Source organism: uncultured Lactobacillus sp. (assembly GCF_948948975.1).
Classification (GTDB): Bacteria; Bacillota; Bacilli; order Lactobacillales; family Lactobacillaceae; genus Lactobacillus.
The window spans coordinates 1-26,991 of the sequence record NZ_CARBVX010000005.1 but is presented as its reverse complement, the minus strand read 5'-3'; the positions used below and the strand labels follow the sequence as shown (position 1 = coordinate 26,991).

Below are 26,991 nucleotides of genomic sequence, written 5' to 3'. Positions count from 1 at the left end.
AGTAAGTGAAAAGGAGGATGGCTGATGGCTAACCAAATTACTGAGCAAGAAGAAGTAAAATGTTCTTTTTGCGGTAAACCACAGTCACAAGTTAAAAAAATTGTGGCTGGAAATGGAGTCTACATTTGTAATGAATGTATTGATCTTTCCAAGAAAATTATTGATGATGAATTAAAAGCAGATTCCATTAAAGAAACTAAAGATTTACCTAAGCCAATGGAAATTAAAAAGCAATTGGATGAGTACGTAATTGGCCAAGATCGTGCCAAGAAGGTACTTTCCGTTGCTGTTTACAACCACTATAAACGTATCAGTCAAATGGATATTGATAGTACCGGAACTGAGTTGCAAAAATCAAATATTGCTTTGATTGGGCCAACTGGTTCGGGTAAAACTTATTTAGCTCAAACTTTGGCTAAAATTTTGAATGTTCCATTTGCTATTGCGGACGCTACTACTTTGACTGAAGCCGGTTATGTTGGTGAAGATGTAGAAAATATTTTGCTCAAATTGTTGCAAAATGCCGATTATGATTTAGAGCGTGCCCAACGTGGAATTATCTACATTGATGAAATTGATAAAATTTCTAAAAAAGCAGAAAATGTTTCAATTACGCGTGATGTTTCCGGTGAAGGTGTACAACAGTCACTGCTTAAGATCTTAGAAGGAACTATTGCTTCTGTTCCTCCTCAAGGTGGACGTAAGCATCCACAACAACAAATGATTAAGATTGATACCACTAATATCTTATTTATTGTCGGTGGTGCTTTTGATGGTATTGAAAATATCGTTAAAAACCGCCTTGGAAAGAAGACAATTGGTTTTGGCGCAGAAAATGGTCTTAACCAAGTAGATGCAGATGACTGGCAAAAGAATCTTACAACTGGAGATTTAGTTAAATTTGGTTTAATTCCTGAGTTTATTGGACGTATTCCAATTATCACTACTCTTGATAAGTTGAAGACTGAAGACTTAATTAGAATTTTAACTGAACCAAAGAATGCTTTAGTAAAACAATACAAGAAATTGTTGTCACTTGACGATGTTGATCTTGAATTTACTGATGGAGCGCTTCAAGCTATTGCAGATATGGCTATTAGTCGTCATATGGGTGCACGTGGCTTACGTTCTATTGTTGAAAATTCCTTAATGGATGTAATGTATCAGACACCAAGTGATGATAACATCAAAGAAGTCCAAATTACTAAGGATGTTATTACTAAGCAGGCAGAGCCTAAGATTAGCTATAAAGAGAATAAGGCTGAAGATACGAGTGAGGCGACTAAATAATGAAAGTCGTAGATACTGAATTTGTCATTAGTGCTGTTTCTGAAAAACAGTATCCAAAAGATGATTTACCAGAATTTGCCTTGGCTGGCCGTTCGAATGTTGGTAAATCTAGTTTGATTAATACGATTGTTAATCGTCGCAAACTAGCCCGCACTTCACAACAACCAGGTAAGACTCAAACTCTTAATTTTTATAAGGTTAATAATGAGTTGTACCTAGTTGATGTACCAGGTTATGGCTATGCAAAAGTGTCTAAAAAGCAAAGAGCTGCTTTTGGTGAAATGATTCAGGATTATTTGGAGACACGTGCTGATTTAAAGGGACTAATTCTTTTAGTTGATGCACGGCACAATCCGACTGCAGATGATATCAATATGTTTAATTATGCTCTCTATCTTGATATTCCAATCTTAGTGGTAGCAACAAAAATGGATAAGTTGAAAAAGATGGAAGCAAGTCAGATTAAGCAAAAAATTGGTAAGAGTCTGGATCTTTCACAAGCAAACGTATCTTTCTTACCATTTTCTAGTGTTTCTAAATTAAATGTAGATAAATTCTGGGATTGGGTCGAAGATAAAATGTAATTTAAAAAATTGCATAATTTACTGATTAAATTGATCTATCTTTGATATAATTAGATACGTTGAAAATATTGAACTAATAATGTTTCAGCAACCTTTGAAAAAGAAGAATGCCGATTGGAGTGAATAAGCTCTAGTCGGTATTTTTTCTTGCCTAAATAATTGCATTAGATTTAGAATAAAAACATACACTTTAAAGAAATAAGGGAAAGAAATGACTAAGAAAATCTTATTTGTTTGTCATGGGAATATTTGTCGATCACCCATGGCTGAATTTATTACTAAAAAGATTGTTAAAGATCTAGGTAAAGAAAATGAGTATGAAATTAGTTCAGCCGCTACAACCGAAGATGCAATTATTAGTGGGATTGGCCATGATATCGATATACGTTCTCAACGAGTGATGAATGAGCATGGAATTCCTTTTAACCATCGGCAGGCTAGAAAAATGGTTAAAAGTGACTATGAGAAATATGACTACATTATCGGGATGGATGAAGAAAACTTCTTTGATATGAATCATATTTCGGCTGGAGATCCTAAAAGAAAAGAATATAAGCTTTTATCTTTTGCTGGTTCTATGTTGGATGTTGATGATCCATGGTATACTGGTGACTTTGAAGGGGCTTACCAGGATATTTATCGCGGCTGTGAGGCCCTTATTAAGAAGATCGAGATGTCTGATAACTAATGCAAGTTTTACCAATTTTCCTGGTTATTTTAGCAATAGTAGTATCAGGATATATTTTTACTTCTAAACATCGGTTTTATTTTTTAAGAGCGATTATTTTATTTTTAGTATTACTACTGTTTAGTACAGTTAACTTCTCAATTTTCTTTGGAATTGCGGCACTATTTATTGATCGGGTTCATGATATGAAATTAGGAAATCTCTTCTTGCTTTTAGCAGCGTTAGTAATTCTATCAGGCTTACTATTATATGAGGGATTAAAGAGATTCAATAAACATTATCATATTTCCGAAATAACGTTAACGCTGATTGAATACTGTATTCAATGGTCATTAATTTATGTTACGGTCTATCAATCAATATTCAATAATATTGGCAAAATTAATACAATTACTAAAATGATCAAAACGGTTCGAATTTTGAATCCCGATCTTTTAGTAGTAATTATTTTGCCATCATTTATTTCAATTTGGATTGCAGTTGTTTTACTGAAAAAATATCAACATGATTTATAAAAAGATAGTCTTATGATAAGGCTATCTTTTTATTATGCTGAGCCCAAATTTTTGTCATTAGATCCTAAAGATCATACAATAAAAGGTGGAAGCGGATTAATATATGAAAGAAGGCTGTAATTATGACAGTTCCAACATTTGATCGTGAAAAAGAAGCTATTATTAAAGACGTTCGTGAAATGATTCACCGTAATCGTGATAATGGATTCATTCTAGAAGAATTACAAAATAAATATGGTAAAGATTTTTCTGATGATGATTTAAAAGCTTTAATTAAAAAAGCTGCTAATTAACCGGAAAGTAGGCATACTATATGAGAATGAGTTTTTGGATGGATTATGCATCTCCATTTTGTTATATTGCTTTTCATAAACTAACTGAAGCAGTTAAAGCAGTAGGAATTGATCAAAATAAGTTAGATTATAACTTTCGCGCTTTTCAAATTGATCCAACTGCTGCGGAAAATCCAACTCAAACGCGAGGAGAGAAGTTGATGCAGAAAGATGGTTTAACCCAAAAGCAACTTCATGAAAGATTTCAAAATATTACTGAACAAGCTAGAGATGCTGGCTTAACAATTAATTATGCAAATACACTTCCAGTCAATACCATGAAGGCATTGCGTTTAACTAAATGGGCTAATGATACACAGAGTAATAAAAAGACAGCTCAGTTAATTAACGCAATCTTTAAAGCTTATTTTGTTGAAAATCAAAATATTGCTGATAACGACGTCTTAGTAAAATTGGCAAAAGACGCTGGGTTGGATGACTCATCTGCAAAGAAAATTCTTACTAGTGAAGAATATAAGGACGTAGTTATCGAAGATGAAAATGACTTAGCCAATCGAAATGCGGATGCAGTGCCATACTTTGAAATTGGCCATTATCATGATGAAGGTGTGCCTACTAAAGAAGCTTTAATTGAAGCAATTAACAATTTAATATATCAGAAGGTAAAATAAGCTCTATTACTAAATTTCTTCTATTCAAAGTGTAATTTCGCATAAAAAGTGAAATTACACCTTTTTTATTCAAGATTAAATAGGTTCGAAAGTTGAAATTTAATGGTAGGATAAGAATGGAAGAAAAGGAGACAGATTTATGAAGAAAATATTATTAATGAGTGTGGTTGCTCTCAGCTTGGTAGGTGCAAGTGGCTGTTCAAATAACTCTAATTCAACTAATAATAGTAGTGTTAAGAGTTCAAAGACAGTTCAAAAGAAGCACTGGGATAAGAAAAAAGACCAAAAACTTGCTAAGGAAATGGATAAGTATAGCAAAAAGAAGAACCAAACCTATACCAAGTATGATGGTAAAAATAAGCTTTCTACTTCAGCAAATCGTGTTTATCCAGATGCCTTTAAGAAAGATACTTTTAAGCTAAATGGTAAAAAGATAAGCATTGGCTGGAGTCCTCAAGGCGAACACCATTATGATTATGACGTCTTGGCTATCTATAATCATGATTTAACTAAAGATGGACAACATAAGACTTTTCTCTTTTGCTGGCACGATCAAAAACCAATTGTTTTGGTAGATGAATCGGGAAAGGGAAACGTTGTTAACTTACATGTCAGTCAAGACAAGTCATTAAATGGTAGCTTTTCAAATATTATGTATGGTGAAAATATCTAACTTAAGGTCTGCTTATTTGCAGACTTTTTGTCTCTAAAAATAAATATCCGTATAATAGATAAAAAGTGAGATGATTGGAATAGGTAGGGTATAAAAATGTTAAGTAATAAAATGAAAGAACTGCTTGACAAGGTGTATGAAACACCAAATACAATGGATCTGGCAGTCGTAGTACAGACACCGGATTTTGAAGAAACTTTTATTAGTGATAATTTACGCCGCTCTTATCAACCGGCGCGAGCTGAAGGTCTTGTTTTTAGGTTAATTGAGACTTTCGTTCAAAGACTTGATCTAGATTATTATGAATTTATTGATGTATTAAAGGGCGATTTAGAAAGTGACCTATTTAAAGTACACGCTATGAGAAAGCTCAAGCGCCCTAATCAAGAGATTTCTGATAATAAACTTAGACAACTAGAAACACGAGTAGAAGACATCGTTGACTTAGCTGAAGAACTGGCTAGTGAAAAAGAGATTGGGGACTATGTCATAGTTGTTAATTATACTGCCCAGTTAGGGGATGTTTTCTTCCACGATACTAGCGATCAAAATATGTCGACTTATCATGACATTCAAGTGATGTTAATGGAGTATGCGAACCGTAATATTCTTAATCCGCTAGCTGTAATAAAAGATTTAGAAAAAAAGCGCCCTAGTGAAGCTAAATTGCTTAATAAGGCTGCTTTTGAAGATCGAAATATCGATGGTTTCAATGTAGAAAACTTTTGGCAAATATATCGGGCGCCTTATCAGGGAGGTCAATTTGATTTAGAAAATCCTGAAGGTTATCGCTTTGAAAAGGAACTAATTAAATATAGTAGAAACTTGCAACATTTAGATTTAACATATTTTCTTCTATTTGTGCGAACAGACCGCTATGTTTATGTGCTAACGCCATCGTTTAAGACAGAAGACGATTTAGTAGAAGCTTTAGCTGGATATTTAACCAGTCTAGAAGTAAACATGGACTTTACCGATGAAAAGTTTAAAGAGATTAGCGACATGATGCTTGAGAGCAAGTCTTACCTTGACTTAGCGCATGGAAAAGATTCAGCATATGCAATTGACTTACCGGTTAAACGAGAAGTGACTGATGGGCAAGAAATTCGAAAAGAAATTAAGGATATTTTTAGTGAACTGGTAACTTACCAAAATATGGATACAGTTCGAGACTTTTACATGTTTGCAAATATTAAAGATAATAATTTCACTGGTGGGATGATGAAAGACAATAATTTAACGAGTTACTTATTAAATTTTGTCGAATTATTAGCTTATCTAACTCATATGTATCCAAATCTAGCACCAAAGAAGATTATTGACTTAGTTACAACTAAAGAAGAACTAAAACGTAAGCGAAAATAGTTGCTTTATATGAAGAAAGTTTCTATTGTAGAGGTGAGAGTGTAATAAGAGAAAGAAGAGTTGAAAAATGAAAATTTCAATTTGGGGCGATTATGCATGTCCTTACTGCTACATCGGTGAAACTAACTTACAAAAGGCAATTGAAGAGTTAGGAGTTCAAGATAAGATTGAATATGACTTGAATGCTTTTCAAATTGATTTAGATGCACCTAAGTCAACTAAGCAAACTAATGCAGTTCTCTTAGCCTATGAGAAGGCAATTCCTTTAGCTAAAGCAAACGCAGCCTATGATCATGCTAAGGCAATGGGTAAGGCAGTTGGTTTAACAATTAATGAAGCAACGGCTTATAATACGAATACCATGGATGCTCACCGGATGGTTCAATGGGCTAAGGCAACTTATCACGATTCTAAGCTAATTGAAAATCTAGCCGATGATTTATTCTATGCTTACTTTACCGAGAATAAGGAATTAGCAGATCATAAAGTATTATTAGATGTGGCAAAGAAGAATAAGCTAGACACCACGGAAGTTAAAAAGATTTTAGATTCAAATGCATATCAAGATGTAGTTATGCAAGAAGAAGCTGACTTAGAAAGTCGCGGAGTTCAATCTGTGCCATACTTTTTAATTAATGGTCAGCAATTTGATGGGGTTCAAGATGTTTCAACCTTCAAAACTGTCATTGGAGCAGCTTTAGGGATGAAACCAGATGAATTTTTGAACTTTTAAAGTTATTTAATGAGGTCCTACACCGTTTAGAGGTGTGGGACCTTTTTTATATATTGATTTTTTGGTATTATTATTTTCCATGATAAAAAATGTTATTTTATAGATGAAGGAGTTGAAGATGCGAAAAGAATACACTGAAATTAGCGTTAAATTACCAAGTAATGAAAACTTTAATACTTGGTCCAACGAACTGGTTAAAGCACGATTGACTAGTACAGTAACTATTGAAGGCCTTATACCATTTATTCAAGAAAATAATTTATATCAATTAAATGAAAATATGCTAGTGTTATATGACTTCCATGAGAATCCTATTTCAGGAAAATATGAATCAGTAATTTTAGATAAAAAAGATGGTATTATTTTATGCCGAAAAAACAGTCGACAATTGGTTAACCATTTTTTGAAACATCGTTTAATTCTAGGAGCAGTTTTGCAAAAGAGATTGCAGAAAGAGTTAGGATTTTACTATCGACATACAATTTCTTTGGGTGAAATTGCCTATTTTTCATTAAGGGCTCATTCAGAAAGACATACCTGCTGGATTGGCTTACACCATATGCAGACAATGCAGCAATGTAAAAAGAAAGTAATATTTTCTTGTAAAGGAAATAATCGCGTTTATAATTTTGAATTTGATGATTATGCGCCGAATTTACATAAACGTTTGGCAGAAGCAATTACGCATAATCATGTTTTTGGTCAAATGTTGGTCAATTATGCTAATTCACATGGCTTTCATCTAAAGTTATGTAAATGTAGAAAAAAGAGCTTAGTAGCAGATCAAGAATATCTTTACTTAACTAAAATTCATAATGTTTTAAATTTGAAAGATCTTGCTGAAGCTGCAATTGAAGAATTCCATCAAAATTATGGTCGGCACTGCGCTGACTTTTTTGATATTAAAGATTGGCAAATTAACGACCACAACCTGTTTTATCGTTTATCGAGAAGAATTAAATCACTTTTATAACACGTCTGAAGAAGGCGTGTTTTTCTTTTACAAGAAATGCAGTAAAGGAATAAAGAGAGAAAAAGGAAAAAGAAAGCATAGATAAAAATAAAAATCGCTTAGCAGCACAGTTTTGTAGTAGGTAGGTCTTGGATTTTAGAAAAATTCTGTTCTTGATAATCTAATACCTGCACAAGCGCTTGTGACATTACTTAAAGGAATGGTCACATGATTAAAGAAGAGAGTTTTATTAAAGCATGGGAAAATCGCCGGTTAGTTTGCGGGGCAATTAAGGCTGCTGGCGTGAGGAAAGATTATCAAGAGTATGCAGATTTGGTCCAGGATGGAGTTTTGATTTATGCGGGGATGCTTGAGAAGAGTCAGGACTACGATATTGATCGGCTTGCCTTTAAGAAGATTCTTTGGCATACCTTAGATGAGTTAAGAAAGGTTCAACGCCGCGAAGAAAGAAGCGAAGAGATAAATAACGAGCTCGAATTAAAGAAAAAAATCGAATGGGATAACTTAATAATTTTGAAAGATAAAGTTCAGGAATTAAATGAAATTGAAAAACTAGTGTTTTTTGAACACTTACTCGCACAAAAAGAAATTACAAATTTGGTTGAAGTGGCGGGATGTTCAAGGCGAACTCTGCAGAGAGTGAAGAAGAATTTACTCCTTAAATTGAAAAACGCTTTGAAAAATTAAATAAAAAACGCAGCAAATTAAATAACGAGAGCCGTGTTTTTGCCGAAATAAGGTTGATTTTATGGGGGGGGTGCCAGTATACTTATCAACGTGAAGATGGTTAGACCGCTATTTAGAGCATGTTCTGATTCAATAAATGTGTTTTTTTATGCTAACTGTGAATTTTCTATGAATTTTCATATATTTTTTGTATAATGACTTTTAGTGTTACTAAAAATCAAAAAATAAAAGAGGAATAAAATGGATCATAATAATAGTGATAATGAATTAAGACATCGCTCACATCATCACCGTCATCATCGACGTAAAAAGTTTTGGCGTATCTTTTGGATTGTATTGGGTGTCTTCCTAGCAGTAGACATCATTGCGGTTATTATCGCTTGGCACAATATCCATGTTGCCACTAATAATATGTATAATCCGATGAGTAATGAAATTAGTGATCGGAAGGTTAGCGACACATTAAAAGATAAGAAGCCAATAAGCCTGCTTTTATTGGGAACAGATACAGGTGAATTTGGACGTTCTTACAAGGGAAGAACAGATACCATCATGATGATGGTTATTAATCCTAAGACTAATAAGACAACAGTTGTCAGCTTGCCTCGAGATATGAAAGTTAACTTACCGGATTATCCAGACTATTCACCAGCTAAGATTAACGCAGCCTATACTTATGGTGGTGTAGATGAAACTGTTAAAACGATCAAGAAGTATTTCAATGTTCCAACGGATGCTTACGTAATGGTAAACATGGGAGGATTAGAGAAGGCTATTGATCAAGTTGGGGGAGTGACAGTTAAGTCGCCATTAACATTTGATTATGAAGGCTATCATTTCACTAAAGGTGTAACTTATCACATGAATGGGAAGAAGGCTTTGGCATTCAGTAGAATGCGGTATGATGACCCTAAAGGAGATTATGGGCGTCAAGAGAGACAAAGACTTGTAATTATGGCATTATTAAAGAGTTCCATTTCTTACAAGACAGTCGTAAACCAAGAATTCTTAAATTCAATTTCTAAGCAAACGATGACCAACTTGACATTTGATAATATGGTTGCGTTAGCTCAAAACTATCGTCATGCAACCGATAATGTCACAACTGATCATGCTCAAGGGCAAGGCGATTGGGAGAATGGCGTTGCCTATGAGTCAGTAAGTCAAGCAGAATGTCAAAGAATTAGTAATAAGTTACGTGCTGCCTTAGGGCTTAAGCCGGAAACCTTAAAGACAGGAGAATAGGAAAAAGTGGAAAACAGTACAAAAACTGAAAATACAATCGATTTACGTAGATTATGGATGCTTCTTCGAGCACATATTTGGGCAATTATTGCATGGGCAGTTGGTTTAGGAGCAGTTGGCTTTGTTCTAGCTGCTTTTGTTGTTGAACCAAAGTATACTTCAACTACTCAGATTTTGGTTAATCAAAAAAGAAATACAACTGATGCTGGCCAAGCATTCAATGCTCAACAAGCTGATGTTCAATTAATTAATACTTATAAAGATATTGTTACTAGTCCAGTTATCTTAAAAGATGCTTCTAAGTGGCTAAAAAATCCTACTGAAGTCGTAAAACCAGCTAAACCAGCTAAATATCGGACTTTAGCAGATGGGACTAAAAAATTAGTAAGCCCAGCTGAACCAGCAGTTGTTAGAAGAGCGGGACGTAGTTATAATGTGAGCGCTAAGGAAATGCAAAAAGCAGTTTCTGTAACTACACAACAACAATCTCAAGTTTTCACGATTAGCGCGAAGAGTAATGATCCAGAAAAGGCTCAAGCAATCGCAAATGCAGTTGCTCAAACATTTAAGAGTAAAATCAAGAGCATTATGAATGTTAATAATGTGACAATTGTATCACCAGCTTCTCGTGGTACTAAAACTTTCCCTAAGACTTCACTATTTACATTTGCCGGTATTATTCTTGGATTAATTATCAGTATAGCTTTAATTGTCTTACGTGATTCATTTAATACTACAGTTAGAGATGATGATTATTTGACTAAAGAATTAGGTTTAACAAATTTAGGTCATATATCTCACTTCCACTTGTCTAATAAATTTAGTATTAATGACAATGATAGTAATTCTGGTAAAAAGAAACGTGTATAGGAGAGTATAAATGGGATTGTTTAATAGACGTAAAAAACGTGGTACTGATGAAACCATGCAATATGGTGCTAAGTTGATTACTGTAGCAAAGCCACAAAACCCAGTAAGTGAGCAATTTAGAACTGTTAAAACGAACATAGATTTTACAAGTGTTGATCACCAAATCAAGGCTTTAGCTTTTACTTCAGCTAATATTAGTGAAGGTAAGTCAACTGTAATCGTTAATGTAGCTATAACAATGGCTCAAGCTGGTAAAAAAGTATTATTAATTGATGCCGATTTACATAGACCTACGCTACATCAAACATTTGATATTCCAAATCGAGTAGGATTGACCACGATCTTAACTTCACATTCAAATGAAGTAGATATGGCTGATATTGTAAAAGAAGATATTATTCCGAACCTTTCAGTAATGCCTGCTGGTCCAATTCCACCTAACCCAGCTCAATTATTAGGTTCTAACAGAATGCGTGCTTTCTTAAATATGGTAAAAGAACACTATGATTTAGTAATTTTAGACTTAGCGCCAGTTTTAGAAGTTTCGGATACACAAATTTTAGCTGGTGAAATGGATGGTGTAGTCCTAGTTGTACGTCAAGGAGTTACGCAAAAGGCTGGAGTTGAGCGGGCTATTGAAATGCTTAACTTAAGTAAGACACATGTTTTAGGCTATGTAATGAATGACGTGAAAACCGGACCAGATGGGTATGGATATGGATATGGATATGGATACGGTCAAGAAAAAGATGGAGAAGCGAAGTAACAAATAATGGTATTAGTTGATATTCACTCACATATATTGCCAGGAATTGATGATGGTTCACCTGATTTAGAATCATCATTAGGATTAGCTGAAGCTGCAGTTGCAGATGGAATTACGCATGCACTAATGACTCCGCATACTTTAAATGGAAAATATCTGAATCATAAAAAGGATATTATTAAGGAAACGACTGCGTTTCAATCTGAATTAAAGAAGCATAATATTCCATTAACAGTCTTTCCGAGTCAAGAAGTTCGTCTAAATGGTAATTTACCTCAAGCTTTAGACGATGATGATATCTTATTTTGTGATGATGATGGTAGATATATGTTACTGGAATTTCCAAGTGAAGATGTACCAACTTATGCCAAAGACATGACTTTTAAATTATTGGGCCGGGGAATAACTCCAATAATTGTTCATCCAGAAAGAAATTCGGGTATCTTGGCCCATCCAGAAAGGTTACAAGAATTTATTGAACAAGGATGTTTAACACAAATTACTGCTAGTTCGTATGTGGGAGTATTTGGAAAAGAAATTGAAAAGTTAGCTGATCGATTTGTAGAAGCAGGTCAGGTAGCTACCTTTGCTTCTGATGCCCATACATTGCCAAAACGAGAAAGTCGTATGCATGACGCTTATGAGAAGTTAGAAAAAACGCAAGGATTGGATGTTGCTAATAGCTTTAAGCAAAATGCAAGAAATATTATCAATTCTGATAATGTTAATTTAAATTGGAAACCTTTAAAGAAAAAGAAACGTTTCTGGATATTTTAATTTTATTATTGGGGGATAGAGTTTTAAATGATGGCACAAGAGGTTAAAAAGGTAAAACTAGATCCGTCAAAAGTTAATGGACGTATAGGATACCGTGCTATAAAGCGCTCTTTTGATGTTTTAGCTAGTGGGTTAGCCTTAATATTATTATCACCATTATTTTTAGTTTTAATTTTTCTAATTAAAAGAGAAGATGGAGGCCCAGCTTTCTATTCGCAAGAACGAATTGGTAAAAATGAGAAACCATTTAAAATGTGGAAATTTCGTTCTATGATTGTTAATGCTGATCAAATGGTAGAACAATTAGAAGAAGAAAATGAAATTGATGGGGCTATGTTTAAGATTAAGAATGATCCTCGTGTAACTAAAGTGGGCCATGTAATTAGAAAATATAGTCTTGATGAACTACCACAGTTATGGAATGTGTTAAAAGGTGATATGTCTTTAGTGGGACCTCGTCCACCTCTACCAATGGAAGTAGAAGATTATACACCATATGACAAGTTACGATTGACTGTTACACCAGGTTGTACTGGTCTTTGGCAAGTAACCAAGCGTAATGATGCGGATTTTGATGAAATGGTAGAATTAGACTTGGAATACATTAATAATAGCAGTCTATGGTTTGATTTTAAGATTTTGTTAAAGACTGTCGGTGTTGTTATTCATCCAAATAGTGCTTATTAATGGAGTTAGAATGAAGATAAAAATTTTAATTGCTGCTCATAAAAAATTTCCAATGCCAGCTGTTCCTGGATACTTACCAGTATTAGTAGGCGCCAAGAAAAATTATAAACCAGATATTCCTTATCAACGAGATGATGAAGGAGACAATATATCTGAAAAAAATCCTAATTATAACGAGTTAACAGCTATTTATTGGGCTTGGAAAAATTTAAAAGATGTCGATGCTGTAGGCTTAGTTCACTATCGACGTCTTTTTTTCGATAAAAAACCTTATAATTTAGATAATGTTATAAATATTGAAAAGATAGAACAACTCTTACAAACGTATGATGTGCTTCTGCCTAAAAAGAGAAATTACTACATTGAAACAAACTATTCTCATTACATTCATGCACACCATAAAGAACCTTTAGATAAAACACGCGAAATAATTGAAAAGTCATATCCAGCATATCTAACAGCTTTTGATAAAGTGATGAAAAGCCGAAAAGCACACATGTTTAATATGTTTATTATGAAAGCTGATGCATTTGATTCATACTGCAATTTTATGTTTGGGATTCTAGAGAAGCTTGAAAATGAAATTGATATTTCAGATTATTCTGTTCAAGAAGCGAGAGTATTTGGATATATTTCAGAGCTTTTAATGGATGTTTGGTTATATACCACTAATGAAAGCTATAAAGAAATTCCGTGGGGACAAATTGGCCCTAAACAATTAGTGAAAAAGGGTATTAGTTTTGTCAATAGAAAATTTGGAATTGGTAAAAAACAAACTCATTTTTAGGTGGTTAATATGAAGAAAGTTATAGTTGCTGTCCCATACCTAAAAGGAACTGGAGGTACAGAAACAGTAATTAAAAATTTTGCGGAAGCTCTTAATGTGAAACAAACTAATGAGGACATAAAATGGAAGTTAATTAGTTTTGGAGGGAGTAATAGCTCTGCCTGGTTAAACGGTTGGGACAAAAAGATATATAATTTTTCAAAATCAAGATATTTGCAGCTTGTAAGTTATGCTACGGGGATGCCAATATTGATAGCTAGCACGTTAAAGAAAGAAAAACCTGATTTTTTTGTAGCTACGAACCCTATAATTTGGAGTTTTGCTTATAAATTAAAGAGAATCTTTTCTCCAAATACTAAAATTATTGCTTGGTATCATTATTCATTTAAAATGAAAAATATTAAAACTAAATATTTAGAAACTACAGATGAATTTTGGGCAATTAGTATGGGAATAAAAAAAGAATTAATTTCTATGGGAGTAAAAGAAAATAAGATTTCTGTTGTATATAATCCAATTAATATAACAAAGCCTAAAAAAGTAAAAAGAACTGGTAGACAGAATCGATTTGTCTATGTTGGTAGAATTGATTATAATGGCCAAAAAAATGTATCTGAATTAATTAAGGCTCTAAATTTAGTAGAAGGAAATTGGAAATGTGACTTGTACGGTACTATTGATGATAAAACTAAAACTAAATTATTAAAACTTGCAAATAAAAATTCCCAAGAAAAAATATCTTTTAAAGGTTTTTCAGAAAATGTATGGGATAAGATAAATGAGGCAGATGTATTAGTATTAACTTCAAAGTATGAAGGTTTTGGGATGGTTCTGTGTGAAGCGGCAATTAGAGGAATTCCCTTAATCTCTTCATCTTGTCCGATTGGACCAGATGAAATTGTTAATTCAGAAAATGGTTTTTTATATAAACCAGGCGACGTAAAAAAATTGAGTTTATTAATTAAAGATATAGTGAATCAAAAAAATATTCTACCCAGTACTGAACAAGTAACTGATTCAGTAAAAAAATTCGGCTACAAATCTTTTTCAAAAAGAATTCTTTTGTCTTTAAGAAATAATATAAATTAGTTTAGGTGATAATTTTGAAACGAATTCTTCAAGTAGGTATGACATCAAATTATGGTGGAATCGAAGCTTTTATTATGAATGTTTATAGAAATATAGATCGTGAAAAATTTCAGTTAGATTTTATTAATATGGAAACTGAAAATAAAGAAATTGCTTATGCTGAAGAAATAAAAAAACTCGGTGGTAAGATATATAAAATACCGGGTCGCAGAGAAAATCTACGTGAAAATAAAAGACAGTTTAGGAAGATTTTAGAGCATAATAAATATGATTTTGTGCATAATAATATATTGACTTGGAGCTATTCAGAAGGGATTTCTCTACCTTTAAAATATTCTTCTGCAAAAGTCATTGTGCATTCACATAATTCATATATGAATCCTGGTATGTATTCACGTAGAATCTTAAACTTTGTGAATCGAAGATTTAACTACCGAAATGACATAATTAGGCTAGCTTGTAGCGAGGGTGCACGAAAATGGCTTTTTAAAAATAGATCAGCCGAAATTATACCAAATGGAATTGAAACTAGGAGTTATCAATTCAATGCAACTATTAGAAATAAATATAGAAAAAAATTTAATGTAGTAAATAAAAATGTGTTTTTACATGTTGGACGTCTATCACATCAAAAAAACCATGCATATTTATTTAAATGGTTCAATGAGATATTAAAAAAAGATTCTAACTCTATTTTATTTTTAGTAGGTGATGGGGAGCTTAAACCTAAATTACAAGAACAAATAGCTAAAATGGGTTTAACTGATCAGGTTAAATTTTTAGGAATTAGAGATGATGTAAAAAATCTTATGTTTATGAGTGATGTATTTCTTTTTCCTTCTCATTATGAGGGCTTAGGAATTGTTTTAATTGAAGCTCAGGCTACGGGACTGGAATGTATTGCAAGCAATCATATAGAACCTGAGGCAAAAGTCACTAATCAAATAGAAACTATTGATATAAGCAAATCTCCAAAACTATATGCAAATTTAGCTCTTGAAAAAGTTAATAAATCTAGAAAAGAAGAACGCAATTTATCGTATTTAGATGTTAAAAATGCTGGTTACGATATTAGTGATACAGTAAAAATGTTAGAGGAGATTTACTCAAGGTGAAAAAGAGACTATTAGTTGTTGGCGATTTCATTAGTGGTAGTGGACTTACAGAGGCTATATTTAATATATTTTCAAATTTTAATAGTAATAAATATGATATTAAGTGCGTTGGATATGGAGTGGATCTAAAAGGTAACGCTACTGAGAAATGTAAAAAATTAGGTTGGACTCTCGAAAGAGTAATCCCAGTAACTAAAAGACCATTTAATCATATTAAATGGTGGAAAAAATTTTTTAAAAAAAATGATTTTGATTTAGTGTATTTCAATTATTCTTCCTCATGGAATTATTTTCCTGTAACGTATGCTAAACGCTATACAAAAGCAAGAGTTGTCTGCCATTCACATAATTCATATTATAGCCATGTCTTTAGTAATAAAATATTAATGAAGCTATTAAACACACTAAATGATAGGGGAAAGAAAATATTAGAAACTCAGGCAGATGTTAAAGTTGCTACTTCTAAAGATGCAGCTAAGTGGATGTTTGGAACTTTAAGAGAGGTCAACATTATTAATAATGGAATTGAACTCAAAAGATTTGTTTTCGATGAAGACGCACGAAAAGAACTTAGGGATCAATTAAAGATAAAAGAAAATGAAAAAATAGTTGCATTTGCGGGCGCATTTGTGAATCGTAAAAATCCGGCCCTTGTTTTACAGGTATTTGCCAATTATCATGCTCAATATACTGACAGTAAATTATTATTAATCGGGAAGGGACCATTGGAAGAAAAAATAAAAAAAATGGTTTCTGAATTAAAAATTGAGGAAAGCGTAAAATTTATTCCTTATACTAATATATTGAACAAGTGGTATTCAGCAATGGATGTGTTAATTTTTCCAAGTCTATATGAAGGCTTTGGTCTTGTACCGCTAGAGGCGCAAGTTAGTAACCTTCCAGTTCTTGCTTCCAGTAAGGTGGCCCCACAAGTTTTTGCAACGCAGGATATTACAAAAATAGAGGGATATGATGATAGTAAGTGGAATCATGCTTTAATTAATATAAAATTTAAAACAAATGCTGAACGTAAAGAATTAAATCCTGTGTTAGAAAAATTCGATATAAAAGAACAAGTTGTAGAAATATCTAAATTACTAGAAAGTGAAAGATAGTAAATAAGAATGAAAGTTATGCATTTTACGGCTGGTTTTGTTAACGGTGGAGTAGAGCAAGTTTTATTAAATTATACTGGTAAGTTAAATAAAGATTATGAGGTAAAGGAATCAATAGTTTATCTACATACTGCAGATTCAGCAAAAAAGAAAATGTCGGAACAATTAGGAAATAAAATGTATCAAATTCCGGCTCGAAGAGAAAGTCTTTGGGGAAATATAAAATCAACGTACCAACTTATAAAAAAAGAAAAACCTGACGTTGTACATAGTCATATGAGTCTGATGAATTTCTTTCCACTAACTATTGCAAAAATTTTGGGTGTTCCAGTGCGTGTATCCCATTCTCATTTAGCCCTAAATGATGGTGATTCTGTTAAAGATAGGATCTATAAGAAATTAACTAGTTGGTCAGCCAACGAATTAGTAGCATGTGGTGAAGAGGCTGGAAAATATCTCTACGGAAATCAAAAATTTAATATCTTGTTTAATGCAATTGATCAGAGTAAATATCAATTTAATCAATCTGCAAGAGAAGAAATAAGAAAAAAGTATCATATTCCAGAGAAATCGTTTTTAATTGGAAATATTGGACGAGTAGTTGAACAAAAAAATCAAAAATTTCTTGTTGAAATATTTGATAAATTTTATGATGAGTATCCCGATAGTTACTTAATGATTATTGGAAAGGGCGAGAAGAACCAGCCTGATGAACAAGAATTAGAAAAATACATTAAATCAAAGAAAAGCGCAGCTCATATCATTAGAGTGCGTGGTGTAAAAAGTACTGAAAAGTTTTATTCTGCGTTTGATGTATTTGCTATGCCTTCTCTTTATGAAGGCTTGCCAGTAGTAGCAATAGAAGCTCAAGCATCTGGTATACCAACAATACTATCTAAAAACATAGATCCTTCAGTTATATATTCTGATAAAGTAAAATTACTCTCAATAGATGAGGGAGTAAATCCTTGGATTAATGAATTTCAATCTTGGAAAAAACAGGATTTTGATCGTAGTTTTAGAGGAAACGATAATTATAATATTAATGTTCAAAATAAAAAACTATATGACTGGTATTATTCATGGATAAACAAATATAAGTAAAGATGAGTAGGAGTAATATGAAAAATAAAAAAAGCGTTGATTGTGTAGTTGTAACCTTTAATAGATTAGATTTATTAAAGGAATGTGTTGAAGCCATTGAGAGTCAAACCTATCCAATAGAACATTTTTTTATTATAGATAATTGTTCTACTGATAATACTTGGGAATATTTACAATCTATTAAAAGTGAAAAAATAGTTCCTATACATCTAGAAAAGAATCTAGGGGGAGCTGGTGGTTTTAACGCCGGTTTAAAAACTTTTATTAATAAAAGTAACGCAGACTATGTTTGGATTATGGATGATGATACCATTCCAACCTCAACTGCTTTAGAAAAATTAATTGATAAATCAAATATTTCTTCTCATCTTGGATTTTTATGTAGTAATGTACGTTGGCAAGACAATAGTGTGGCTGTCATGAATATTCCAAGTCCAGATAAAGAATGGAATAAATATAGTGATCAAGGTGTAACGAAAGTTAAATCAGCATCTTTTGTATCCATTATGTTTCCTAGAAATGTAGTAAAAAAGGTAGGATACCCAATTACTGATTTCTTTATTTGGGGCGATGATGTTGAATATACTCTTAGAATTACGCATGATTATCATTTAGATGGATTTATGGTTAACGACTCTTTAGTAGAGCATAAAATAAAGCAAAATATTGCTACGGATTTGGTTAAAGAAGAGAGCTTGGGTCGTGTAAAACGTTACTATTTGGCACAGCGTAATACAATTTTTTATCTTAAGAAACATACTACAAAAAAAGAAGTATTTAAAGCAACCATACGTCAAGGAGTAAAGGTACCAATTAAAGCTTTAATCAAGTCTAAAGACCATAGATTTTATAGAGCTTGGGTATCAGTAAAAGGTACAGCAGCGGGATTATTTTTTAATCCAAAAATAGAAAAGGTAGAAAAATAATGATATTTTTAACTTTATCGTTAGTATTATTAACTTTATTAGCCTACTATCTAAATAATCGATCATTAGTTTCACCATCAATTCTTTTTTGTGGCGGCATGACTATAGCGTCTTTTATTGCTTGGATTAATCAAATAGCTTGGAATCTTGAGTTGGATATAAGAACGTTCTTAGTTATTACCTTAGGTGCGTTAGAATTTATAATAGTAGGATACGTTGTAAATTTTATTTTCAACACTATATCAAGTGGGACTCGAGCAAAAATAGCCCCTTATAAAGTAATTCCCGAATATGTTGATAAAAGATTTACAAGTATCCTTTTTATACAAGTAGTAATATTATGTTTAGCAGTATTTACAATCAGGCGAGCTACAGGTATCTCAAATTTAATGACTGCTATCAATTATATTAACTATGTTCAGAATGGATTTATAAAAGGACAAATAAATTTACCACGTTATTTTGGGCTTATTCTTCTTTTTAATAGTTCGGCTGGAATGATGGCTGGATATGTTTTTCTAGAAAATATAATAGTAAAGCGAAAATTTAATTTAATTTTGTTTTTTAATTTACTTTTGGGTCTCGCAACACCACTATTAACAGGAGCTCGAGGCGATAGTATTGTATTTTTAATTGCTTTGACTATTTTAGGATACTTTATAGTTAAAGAACAACATAACTGGAATTCAGCAAATACGAAATATGTTGTCTTAGGTATTATAGGGGCAATTTTGTTTGTTTTTGTCTTTGAATGGTCCGCTAGCTTAGTGGGAAGAAATATGGAGAATAGTAATCTAGGAGAATATATTTCTACCTATATGGGAGCAGAAATTGCTAATTTAAATGAATTTATAAAAAATCGTTCATTTCCAATAAAAGAGGAAATTTTTGGACAACAGACTTTTGTGACAATTTTGCCAACTTTATCACGAGTATTTCGATTTGCTTTGCCAGATTATAAATTGGATATACCGTTTCAAATTTTAAATGGTCATAATACTGGTAACGTAGCAACTATGTTTTATTCTTGGCTATATGATTTTGGATATATGGGAATAGGCATTCTAACTATTGTAGTTAGTGGTGTTGGGGAAGTATGTTATAAGTTTGCAAAGCAAAGCAATGGTTTTGGAATTATGAAATTAGTTTATAGTTATATAGGTGCCTTAATTGCTTTGTCTTTCTTCTCTAATAGATTTTTTGAAAACCTAAACGTAAATTTTTTGTATATGATAATCTCATGGATAGTATTAAAATATACTTTATTTAGACGGGGGAAAAACGCATGAATTATTTAGTTGTAGGATCAGGCTTATTTGGTGCAGTATTTGCTCATGAAGCAGCAAAACGTGGTAATAAAGTTACTGTAATTGAACAACGGGATCACTTGGCAGGAAACATTTACACTAAAGAAGTTGATGGGATTCAAGTTCATCAATATGGAGCACATATTTTTCATACCTCAAATAAAGAGGTTTGGGATTATGTACAACAATTTGCTGAATTTAATCGATACACAAATGCACCCGTAGCTAATTATTATGGTAAAATGTACAATTTGCCATTTAATATGAATACTTTTAGTGAAATGTGGGGAGTAAGGACTCCGCAAGAAGCTCTTGAAAAAATCAATGAACAACGTCAAGAAATGGCAGGAAAAGAGCCACAAAATCTTGAAGAACAAGCTATCTCGTTGATTGGACGTGATATCTATGAAAAGTTAATTAAAGGCTACACTGAAAAACAATGGGGCAGAAAAGCCACTGAATTACCAGCCTTTATCATTAAACGTTTACCAGTTCGATTAACTTATGATAATAACTATTTTAATGATGATTATCAAGGAATTCCTAAGGGTGGTTATACTCAAATAGTAGAAAAAATGCTGGATAACGAAAATATTAAGGTTAAGCTAAATACGGATTTCTTTGATAAGAAAAATGAATATTTAAAGAATTTTGATAAAATTGTTTACACTGGTATGATTGATAAATTCTTCGATTATAAGTTAGGCGAACTAGAATATCGTTCACTTCGTTTTGAAACTGAGGGAAAGGACGTGGACAATTATCAGGGAAATGCAGTAATTAATTATACTGATGCAGAAACTCCGTACACTCGAGTAATTGAACATAAGCATTTCGAGTTTGGGAAAGGCGATAAAAATAAAACAATTATCACCCGTGAATATCCAGCTGATTGGAAACGTGGAGACGAACCATATTACCCAGTTAATAATGACAGAAACAATGAGTTATATGAACAATACAGAGATTTAGCCGAAAAAGAAAACGATAAAGTCATTTTTTGTGGTCGTTTAGGTCAATATAAATATTACAATATGGACCAAGTAATTGCAGCTGCTTTAGAATCTGTAAAAAATGAGTTTGGTGAATAATTTTTATGAAGGTCATTAAGAATTACCTTTACAATGTTGGATATCAAGTTTTAGCAATAATAGTCCCCTTAATTACATCCGCATATGTCAGTCGAGTTTTAAGACCAGAGGGTGTTGGTGCTAATTCATTTACTAACTCCATAATTCAATATTTTATCTTATTTGCAAATATGGGTATTGGATATTATGGGAATAGACAAATTGCTTATGTTAGAGAAAATAAAGATCAAATGTCGAAAACTTTTTGGGAAATCCAAATAGTTAAAACAATTATGACTCTTTATGCTTTCGTAGCATTTGAAATCTTTATGATATTTTATACTCGTCAGCCTGAATATATGTGGGCTCAATCGCTTAATTTGATTGCAATTGCTTTCGATATTTCATGGTTTTATGAAGGTATAGAAGATTTCAAAGTTACGGTTTTGAAAAATTCGTTGGTAAAAGTATTATCAATGATTGCCATTTTTATCTTCATAAAAGGACCTAATGACGTAACTCTGTATATCATTGTACTTGCATTATCAACATTAATTGGTAATTTAACACTGTGGCCAAATATAAGACGTGATCTTAATAAATTTTCCTTTAAGTTTTTAAATCCGTGGCAGCATTTTTTACCAATGGCAGAATTGTTCATTCCACAAATTGCGACACAAGTTTATGTTCAGCTTAATAAAACTATGCTTGGGGTAATGGTTAATGAAACTTCCTCAGGCTATTATCAATATTCTGACAATTTAGTTAAATTAATTTTGGCCTTAGTTACAGCGACAGGTACTGTTATGTTGCCACATGTGGCTAATGCAGTTTCACATGGTGACATGCATAAAGTAAATAAAATGTTGTATAAGTCATTTAACTTTGTTTCTGCGGTTTCCTATCCTATGATGTTTGGATTAGCGGCTATTTCATTAACTTTGGCACCCAAATATTATGGTCCAGGTTATGGTCCTGTTGGTCCGGCGATGATGATTGAATCTATTGTAATTTTAATCATTGCATGGAGTAATGTATTGGGTGTGCAGTATTTGTTACCTATCCATAAGCAAAAACAATTCACTTGGTCAGTTACATTAGGTGCTGTTGTCAATCTAATTTTAAATGTGCCATTAATACGAATTTGGGGATTAAATGGTGCTATGTGGTCAACAGTGCTATCTGAGATTTCAGTCACACTCTATCAAATGTGGGCAGTGAGACATTTACTTAATTTTAAAGAATTATTTGCAGATTCGTGGAAATATTTTATAGCTGGGTTAGTAATGTTTGTACCTGTTTTTTGGATGAATACTCATTTAAGAAGTTCTTGGTTAATGATGGGTGTAGAGGTTCTAGCGGGAATAGTCATTTATGTAGGACTTCTATTTATACTGCGTGCAAAGATACTTGATGAAGCTAAGGGATTGATTAGTAAAAGGATTAAGGGATAGGGTTACTGTTTTAATTAAATGTTTGTATTTTCAAGATTTTATATGTATGAACTATAGTAGTAATTTTGCAATGAACCTATGCTTTTCTAACTATATTATTTATTTTGAACAAGGGGAATAATAAGAAAAAGTGAAAAAAGAATATAAAAAAAGTTCTTTGATTGAAAAAATATACAATCTTTTTAAAAGTCATGTATATGTGTGGAAAAGATTATTTTTTGCTTTTATATTAAGTATAGTTGAATCGATTTTCGTAACATTGTGGTATGCAGTAAATTTCCAGAATAATCAAAAAAATATTCGTAATTTTTTGAAATTGAAAACTTTTATAACTCCTTCAGCAGAAAATTTTTGTTCATTTCTTTGTGTTTTTGTAATTGGTATTTTGTTTGTAGTAGTGTTGACTCAAAAGAATGTAATGAGCGAAAAATTAAATGGAAAAATAGAGTCCCTAAAAATTTTAAGTAAAAACGAGATGGAAAAAATAAAGAGGGAAAACGATAAAAATATTTTTCAATGCTGCACATGGGGACTTACTTTAGTAGTCCTCTTCCTCGCAATATGCCGTGTTATTAAGTGGAGTATTGCAACGACATTTACGTTATTAATGGAAATTTTTTTATGGTTAATTTTATTTACTCTATCCTTAATAGTAATATTAATTGCCTCAGTAATTTTAGAATGGTTAGAAAAGGATAATACTCAAACTGGAGGAATACCACGTACTGCTATATTTTTAGGATTTGTGGCTACAGTTTTGGCTGCCATTTTAAAACACTAAATTTTTTATCTAATCAGAATTTTCAAACGATATATTATATTAATCTAATAATAGCAATGGATACTAAATGTATTATTGAACAACCTTAAATGAAGAGATGAACAATAGCATTATAATGTTCATCTCTTTTTTGCTATTTGTAGATACTAGAATTGGTCTATTAATGTATTTGCTCGCTCAATAAGTACTGTCAGTTGATATGGAGAATTGAGTAGAAATAAAACTTATGTATCAAAATAACTGGTAAATAAAAGAATTTAGATGTAAAAAATAACATTACTGATATTACTTTCTTGTTGAGACTTTTAAAAGTAGATATTGATTGCATGATGTAAATATAATTTTACCAATATATATTTTGTAGTAGCATTAATCATTTCAGAAAATGTATGCAATAATTAAAAAATTTAGTTGAGAGGAATGATGAGTTATGATTTAAAGTGTATCTTAAAACTTTATAAGGTATAGGGTATTGAAATAAACAACATTATCGGCTTTTTATATCGGATTTTTTCAATAAACATATAGGCTAATCATGTGATTTTATAAGAATATAGGATTGAGATATGAATTTTAAAAAAATGTATAGAAAAAAGATAACTATTTTGATATAAAATTTAAGAAGTTAGAAGAAAATTTCTCTCATACAAAGTTTTATAAAACATACATGGTGGATAGGAATATTAACTATAAATCATTTTTTTGGTTTAGTTTTGGTTGCTTGATTTTATATCCAATTATACTAGGTTCTTTATTATGGTTAGTGATTGAGAAAAAAAGTATTATTCAAATAATTTTAAGTTTATTAGGAAATTGGGAAAAAAGTTTAAACTTAGACATGCAACATTATATTGAACTAATTAAATCAATTTATGGTATATGTTTAGTAATTTATTTAGCCGTAAGTGTTGTATGGGTAGAATTCGAAACGTCAAAGATTATTGATAGTGACATTAAATTAAAAATCAAGAAATTTATGCTTACAATAGTCTTACTATCATGTGTACTTATACTATGGGGAAGATATGATCCTTTCTCAGAAGTAATAAATTATCTTCATATTGTTCATCCAATGACTAAATCTCAATTAGATATATTTTTATTTGTGGAACAAATTTCTTATCCAAAACTTCATTTGCTTCTTTTTGCATTTCTGTTATTTAATAAGATAGTTTTTGTTGTTATCAATTTTATACTTTTGTATTTTTTTAATTTTAAATTTAAGATTCTATTATTATTGTTTCTTATGATGGTGTTTTATGAAACTTTTTCAAGTGTAGTAACATGGTTAACGAGTGAGGGAGAAGAGATTCAATATAGATATCATATTGAATTCCTGGTATTATCTTTTCTCAGTATTTTTTTTGCTTTTTTTGAGAATGGTGCATCTTTGTTAGGAATTATTCCAGTTTTGATTTGTGTAGGAATAGCAACGCTAAAGGAATGTTTTAATAAGACTTTATTAATGAATAGTCTCATTATATTTATTGGATATTCGATTTCTTTAGCATTGAGTAATAGTAAATCAATTAAAATTATGTTTCAAATTTTTAATGCGAGTGTTATTTCTCTATATATTTGTGTGTGGTTTATATCTAAAGTAAAGATATTAAAATATATGAATAACGAAGAAAAAGATGCAGTTAATGGTATTGCAAAAGAAGCTTTTGGTGGGGGTATAATGGGAGCAATTATATTTTTTATTTTAACTTTGCTAAGAAATATGTTATAGAAAATCAAAATATATAAAGGTAAATAATATATCCTCAAAATTTGGTGGACGTTCTGCAAATCTTGTTGATGAATAGTGTTTGAAGAAGAATCAGGCAACTTGAAGATAGTTGTTTGGTTCTTTTTTCTACCCAAAGTCAAGTATTATCAGTATTTTGCTAGAATGATTTTTAGTAAGTTTTATTAATAATTTAATCTTTTTAAGTAATTTTGTTAATTTGCTAAAAAATAAAAGTACACCAAATAAGCCTATGAAAATCTGTATTTTTTTCATGAGTTGTTATACTTAAGTTGATTATTTGATTTCAGCTAAAGTCTTTTATTTTCTGTGGCTACGTTGTAATCATATAATTGATTATGTTTCTTTTACAATATTTTCTTCAAGTCTGATTCTAATTAATAAATGTTTAAAGTTACTGTATCCATAAGCAGTTCGTTCGATTTGTTTAATCTTGCGGTTAATGCCCTCAAGACAACCATTAGAATAGCTAGAGGAAATACCGTTTAGAACGCCGGTATAATTGCGTTTAAAAGTTAATAATGTTTGGTACATTTGTTTACCTGCAGTTTGTTTTGAATAGCAGGCATAAAGTCCTGCATAACCCAATATGTGTTTTCGAGATCTTTACTGCAGTCTAAGCCATCTAAAACAACATGTTCTTGGTTAAAATGCCAGTCATAGTAAGGTGTTTTCTTGTTGAGTTTGTCATACTTCATCAGGTAGAGTTTCCAGGTGGATTTTAAGAGTTTATACTCACGACTTTGCTTTTTAAATTGTTTCATAGTCTGAACACGTAAACTATTAAAGAATCTAGTAAGCATCTGAACTATATGAAAACGATCGATCACAATCTGAGCATTTGGGAAGAGCTCTCTAGCAACTAGTGGATAATAGCAGTTAAGATCCATGATTACTGTTTTGACCATAGCACGAGCCTGCGGAGTAAACTTATAGAAGTAGTGCAGAATTTCAGGCTTAAAACGTGTTCTAAGGATTTGGACTACTTGATGAGAATTGCCATCTAAACAGATAAAGTGCAGTTTCTTGCCAACACCCTTAAATTCGTCGAAAGCTAAGTGTTCAGGCAATCGATCAAACTCCTCGTAAAATTTAGAAGAGTAGGATTCTAAAACTCTCTGAACAGTATTGACTGAGACATTTTGCTCACGAGCAATACTTGTCATCGAACGATCTTCAGTAAGAGCAGCTAAGACTTTACGCTTAGAATTATTAGAGATGTGGCAATATTTATTAACAAGATTAGATTGAGCCATAGATCTTTTAAGGCAATTATTGCAGAGAACACGTTGCTTTTTGAGTCTAATGGATACTGGATGACTAGCATCAGCAGTAATAAAGCGTACGTTGGAAATATAATGACCGTTGTGCTTAAGATTAGTAGAATGGCAATAAGGACAAGAAGACTGAATAAGTTCAGCTAAGTAGACCTTATGAATTTACCATCAATAAACTTTTTAAAATAATCAGTAAAAACAATGTTTTGATCTTCAATATCAAGAGAGAATTTAATATAATCGTTAAGAGAGGACATAGTAAAACTCCTAGTAAACTTAATTGAATTGGTCGAAGAGGGATTTTAAGTTAAGAGAGACTATGGCCTCTTTTTATTTATGCAATAAAAAAATCCTGTCGATAGGATATCATAGATATCCATCAACAGGAAAAAGTATAGA

Annotated in this window: 27 protein-coding genes and 1 pseudogene; 27 read left to right on the top strand and 1 reads right to left on the bottom strand. The window is 31.8% G+C overall.

The window, feature by feature from the left end; all coding sequences use genetic code 11:
* Positions 1–24: 24 nt before the first annotated feature.
* The 27 genes from clpX to Q9R40_RS03115 all read left to right on the top strand — a co-directional run bounded on the left by clpX (position 25) and on the right by Q9R40_RS03115 (position 25,297).
* The gene (gene clpX / locus Q9R40_RS03245) at positions 25–1,290 is read left to right on the top strand and encodes an ATP-dependent Clp protease ATP-binding subunit ClpX (protein WP_300723482.1); all 1,266 of its coding nucleotides are present in this window, start codon (positions 25–27) and stop codon (positions 1,288–1,290) included.
* A complete protein-coding gene (gene yihA, locus Q9R40_RS03240; protein ID WP_271328999.1) occupies positions 1,290–1,874 on the top strand; it encodes a ribosome biogenesis GTP-binding protein YihA/YsxC in 585 nt (194 codons plus the stop codon). Before clpX ends, yihA begins: the two co-directional genes overlap by 1 nt.
* A 211-nt stretch (positions 1,875–2,085) precedes the next feature.
* Entirely contained in the window at positions 2,086–2,562 is a 477-nt protein-coding gene (locus Q9R40_RS03235) for a low molecular weight protein-tyrosine-phosphatase (protein ID WP_271329000.1), read from the top strand.
* Positions 2,562–3,077: a hypothetical protein gene (locus Q9R40_RS03230; RefSeq protein WP_304676364.1), complete on the top strand. Its 516-nt coding sequence runs from the start codon at positions 2,562–2,564 to the stop codon at positions 3,075–3,077. Before Q9R40_RS03235 ends, Q9R40_RS03230 begins: the two co-directional genes overlap by 1 nt.
* Positions 3,078–3,199: 122 nt before the next feature.
* On the top strand, positions 3,200–3,370 hold the full coding sequence (locus Q9R40_RS03225; protein WP_271329002.1) for a hypothetical protein: 171 nt from the start codon (positions 3,200–3,202) through the stop codon (positions 3,368–3,370).
* A 20-nt stretch (positions 3,371–3,390) separates the two neighbouring features.
* Positions 3,391–4,041, top strand: coding sequence for a DsbA family oxidoreductase (locus tag Q9R40_RS03220; protein ID WP_053106965.1), 651 nt, complete (start codon positions 3,391–3,393; stop codon positions 4,039–4,041).
* A 139-nt stretch (positions 4,042–4,180) separates the two neighbouring features.
* Complete coding sequence (locus Q9R40_RS03215; RefSeq protein WP_304676361.1) at positions 4,181–4,714, top strand: DUF4767 domain-containing protein; 534 nt, start codon at positions 4,181–4,183, stop codon at positions 4,712–4,714.
* Between the two features lie 96 nt (positions 4,715–4,810).
* Positions 4,811–6,079 (top strand): hypothetical protein, encoded by a 1,269-nt coding sequence (locus Q9R40_RS03210; protein WP_304676359.1) that lies wholly within the window; start codon positions 4,811–4,813, stop codon positions 6,077–6,079.
* Positions 6,080–6,146: 67 nt separating this feature from the next.
* Entirely contained in the window at positions 6,147–6,812 is a 666-nt protein-coding gene (locus Q9R40_RS03205; protein WP_135942826.1) for a DsbA family oxidoreductase, read from the top strand.
* Positions 6,813–6,930: 118 nt separating this feature from the next.
* Positions 6,931–7,785, top strand: a complete 855-nt coding sequence (locus tag Q9R40_RS03200) for a hypothetical protein (RefSeq protein ID WP_304676357.1) — start codon at positions 6,931–6,933, stop codon at positions 7,783–7,785.
* A 207-nt stretch (positions 7,786–7,992) separates the two neighbouring features.
* Positions 7,993–8,472 (top strand): sigma-70 family RNA polymerase sigma factor, encoded by a 480-nt coding sequence (locus tag Q9R40_RS03195; protein ID WP_304676355.1) that lies wholly within the window; start codon positions 7,993–7,995, stop codon positions 8,470–8,472.
* A 240-nt stretch (positions 8,473–8,712) separates the two neighbouring features.
* A complete protein-coding gene (locus Q9R40_RS03190; RefSeq protein WP_135942829.1) occupies positions 8,713–9,717 on the top strand; it encodes an LCP family protein in 1,005 nt (334 codons plus the stop codon).
* Between the two features lie 6 nt (positions 9,718–9,723).
* Positions 9,724–10,587: a YveK family protein gene (locus Q9R40_RS03185; protein WP_304676353.1), complete on the top strand. Its 864-nt coding sequence runs from the start codon at positions 9,724–9,726 to the stop codon at positions 10,585–10,587.
* 10 nt (positions 10,588–10,597) lie between these two features.
* Positions 10,598–11,353, top strand: a complete 756-nt coding sequence (locus Q9R40_RS03180; RefSeq protein ID WP_304676352.1) for a CpsD/CapB family tyrosine-protein kinase — start codon at positions 10,598–10,600, stop codon at positions 11,351–11,353.
* A 6-nt stretch (positions 11,354–11,359) separates the two neighbouring features.
* Complete coding sequence (locus Q9R40_RS03175; RefSeq protein ID WP_304676350.1) at positions 11,360–12,130, top strand: tyrosine-protein phosphatase; 771 nt, start codon at positions 11,360–11,362, stop codon at positions 12,128–12,130.
* 27 nt (positions 12,131–12,157) lie between these two features.
* The gene (locus tag Q9R40_RS03170) at positions 12,158–12,817 is read left to right on the top strand and encodes a sugar transferase (protein WP_304676349.1); all 660 of its coding nucleotides are present in this window, start codon (positions 12,158–12,160) and stop codon (positions 12,815–12,817) included.
* A gap of 10 nt (positions 12,818–12,827) precedes the next feature.
* Complete coding sequence (locus tag Q9R40_RS03165; protein ID WP_304676347.1) at positions 12,828–13,604, top strand: DUF4422 domain-containing protein; 777 nt, start codon at positions 12,828–12,830, stop codon at positions 13,602–13,604.
* 9 nt (positions 13,605–13,613) lie between these two features.
* Positions 13,614–14,693 carry a glycosyltransferase gene (locus Q9R40_RS03160; protein WP_304676346.1) on the top strand — a complete coding sequence of 360 codons (1,080 nt, stop codon included), beginning with the start codon at positions 13,614–13,616 and terminating at the stop codon, positions 14,691–14,693.
* Positions 14,694–14,707: 14 nt separating this feature from the next.
* Positions 14,708–15,808 (top strand): glycosyltransferase, encoded by a 1,101-nt coding sequence (locus tag Q9R40_RS03155; RefSeq protein WP_135942836.1) that lies wholly within the window; start codon positions 14,708–14,710, stop codon positions 15,806–15,808.
* Positions 15,805–16,923, top strand: coding sequence for a glycosyltransferase (locus Q9R40_RS03150; RefSeq protein ID WP_304676343.1), 1,119 nt, complete (start codon positions 15,805–15,807; stop codon positions 16,921–16,923). The genes Q9R40_RS03155 and Q9R40_RS03150 overlap by 4 nt, the downstream gene beginning before the upstream one ends.
* 9 nt (positions 16,924–16,932) lie before the next feature.
* A complete protein-coding gene (locus Q9R40_RS03145; protein ID WP_304676342.1) occupies positions 16,933–18,027 on the top strand; it encodes a glycosyltransferase in 1,095 nt (364 codons plus the stop codon).
* Between the two features lie 17 nt (positions 18,028–18,044).
* Positions 18,045–18,953, top strand: a complete 909-nt coding sequence (locus Q9R40_RS03140; RefSeq protein ID WP_304676340.1) for a glycosyltransferase family 2 protein — start codon at positions 18,045–18,047, stop codon at positions 18,951–18,953.
* Entirely contained in the window at positions 18,953–20,242 is a 1,290-nt protein-coding gene (locus Q9R40_RS03135) for an O-antigen polymerase (RefSeq protein WP_304676339.1), read from the top strand. The genes Q9R40_RS03140 and Q9R40_RS03135 overlap by 1 nt, the downstream gene beginning before the upstream one ends.
* Positions 20,239–21,351, top strand: a complete 1,113-nt coding sequence (gene glf, locus Q9R40_RS03130) for a UDP-galactopyranose mutase (RefSeq protein ID WP_304676337.1) — start codon at positions 20,239–20,241, stop codon at positions 21,349–21,351. The genes Q9R40_RS03135 and glf overlap by 4 nt, the downstream gene beginning before the upstream one ends.
* A gap of 5 nt (positions 21,352–21,356) precedes the next feature.
* Complete coding sequence (locus Q9R40_RS03125; protein ID WP_304676336.1) at positions 21,357–22,784, top strand: flippase; 1,428 nt, start codon at positions 21,357–21,359, stop codon at positions 22,782–22,784.
* A gap of 130 nt (positions 22,785–22,914) precedes the next feature.
* On the top strand, positions 22,915–23,565 hold the full coding sequence (locus tag Q9R40_RS03120) for a hypothetical protein (RefSeq protein WP_304676334.1): 651 nt from the start codon (positions 22,915–22,917) through the stop codon (positions 23,563–23,565).
* Between the two features lie 667 nt (positions 23,566–24,232).
* On the top strand, positions 24,233–25,297 hold the full coding sequence (locus Q9R40_RS03115; RefSeq protein ID WP_304676332.1) for a hypothetical protein: 1,065 nt from the start codon (positions 24,233–24,235) through the stop codon (positions 25,295–25,297).
* A 354-nt stretch (positions 25,298–25,651) separates the two neighbouring features.
* Here the strand turns inward: Q9R40_RS03115 and Q9R40_RS03110 are convergent.
* Positions 25,652–26,849: pseudogene (locus Q9R40_RS03110) on the bottom strand (ISL3 family transposase).
* Positions 26,850–26,991: the final 142 nt, after the last annotated feature.

Excerpts from the sequence above, each read along its gene's own strand:
- clpX (WP_300723482.1), top strand. The coding sequence starts at position 25 with ATGGCTAACCAAATTACTGAGCAAGAAGAAGTAAAATGTTCTTTTTGC.
- yihA (WP_271328999.1), top strand. The coding sequence starts at position 1,290 with ATGAAAGTCGTAGATACTGAATTTGTCATTAGTGCTGTTTCTGAAAAA.
- Q9R40_RS03235 (WP_271329000.1), top strand. The coding sequence starts at position 2,086 with ATGACTAAGAAAATCTTATTTGTTTGTCATGGGAATATTTGTCGATCA.
- Q9R40_RS03230 (WP_304676364.1), top strand. The coding sequence starts at position 2,562 with ATGCAAGTTTTACCAATTTTCCTGGTTATTTTAGCAATAGTAGTATCA.
- Q9R40_RS03225 (WP_271329002.1), top strand. The coding sequence starts at position 3,200 with ATGACAGTTCCAACATTTGATCGTGAAAAAGAAGCTATTATTAAAGAC.
- Q9R40_RS03220 (WP_053106965.1), top strand. The coding sequence starts at position 3,391 with ATGAGAATGAGTTTTTGGATGGATTATGCATCTCCATTTTGTTATATT.
- Q9R40_RS03215 (WP_304676361.1), top strand. The coding sequence starts at position 4,181 with ATGAAGAAAATATTATTAATGAGTGTGGTTGCTCTCAGCTTGGTAGGT.
- Q9R40_RS03210 (WP_304676359.1), top strand. The coding sequence starts at position 4,811 with ATGTTAAGTAATAAAATGAAAGAACTGCTTGACAAGGTGTATGAAACA.
- Q9R40_RS03205 (WP_135942826.1), top strand. The coding sequence starts at position 6,147 with ATGAAAATTTCAATTTGGGGCGATTATGCATGTCCTTACTGCTACATC.
- Q9R40_RS03200 (WP_304676357.1), top strand. The coding sequence starts at position 6,931 with ATGCGAAAAGAATACACTGAAATTAGCGTTAAATTACCAAGTAATGAA.
- Q9R40_RS03195 (WP_304676355.1), top strand. The coding sequence starts at position 7,993 with ATGATTAAAGAAGAGAGTTTTATTAAAGCATGGGAAAATCGCCGGTTA.
- Q9R40_RS03190 (WP_135942829.1), top strand. The coding sequence starts at position 8,713 with ATGGATCATAATAATAGTGATAATGAATTAAGACATCGCTCACATCAT.
- Q9R40_RS03180 (WP_304676352.1), top strand. The coding sequence starts at position 10,598 with ATGGGATTGTTTAATAGACGTAAAAAACGTGGTACTGATGAAACCATG.
- Q9R40_RS03175 (WP_304676350.1), top strand. The coding sequence starts at position 11,360 with ATGGTATTAGTTGATATTCACTCACATATATTGCCAGGAATTGATGAT.
- Q9R40_RS03170 (WP_304676349.1), top strand. The coding sequence starts at position 12,158 with ATGATGGCACAAGAGGTTAAAAAGGTAAAACTAGATCCGTCAAAAGTT.
- Q9R40_RS03165 (WP_304676347.1), top strand. The coding sequence starts at position 12,828 with ATGAAGATAAAAATTTTAATTGCTGCTCATAAAAAATTTCCAATGCCA.
- Q9R40_RS03160 (WP_304676346.1), top strand. The coding sequence starts at position 13,614 with ATGAAGAAAGTTATAGTTGCTGTCCCATACCTAAAAGGAACTGGAGGT.
- Q9R40_RS03145 (WP_304676342.1), top strand. The coding sequence starts at position 16,933 with ATGAAAGTTATGCATTTTACGGCTGGTTTTGTTAACGGTGGAGTAGAG.
- Q9R40_RS03140 (WP_304676340.1), top strand. The coding sequence starts at position 18,045 with ATGAAAAATAAAAAAAGCGTTGATTGTGTAGTTGTAACCTTTAATAGA.
- Q9R40_RS03135 (WP_304676339.1), top strand. The coding sequence starts at position 18,953 with ATGATATTTTTAACTTTATCGTTAGTATTATTAACTTTATTAGCCTAC.
- glf (WP_304676337.1), top strand. The coding sequence starts at position 20,239 with ATGAATTATTTAGTTGTAGGATCAGGCTTATTTGGTGCAGTATTTGCT.
- Q9R40_RS03125 (WP_304676336.1), top strand. The coding sequence starts at position 21,357 with ATGAAGGTCATTAAGAATTACCTTTACAATGTTGGATATCAAGTTTTA.
- Q9R40_RS03115 (WP_304676332.1), top strand. The coding sequence starts at position 24,233 with ATGGTGGATAGGAATATTAACTATAAATCATTTTTTTGGTTTAGTTTT.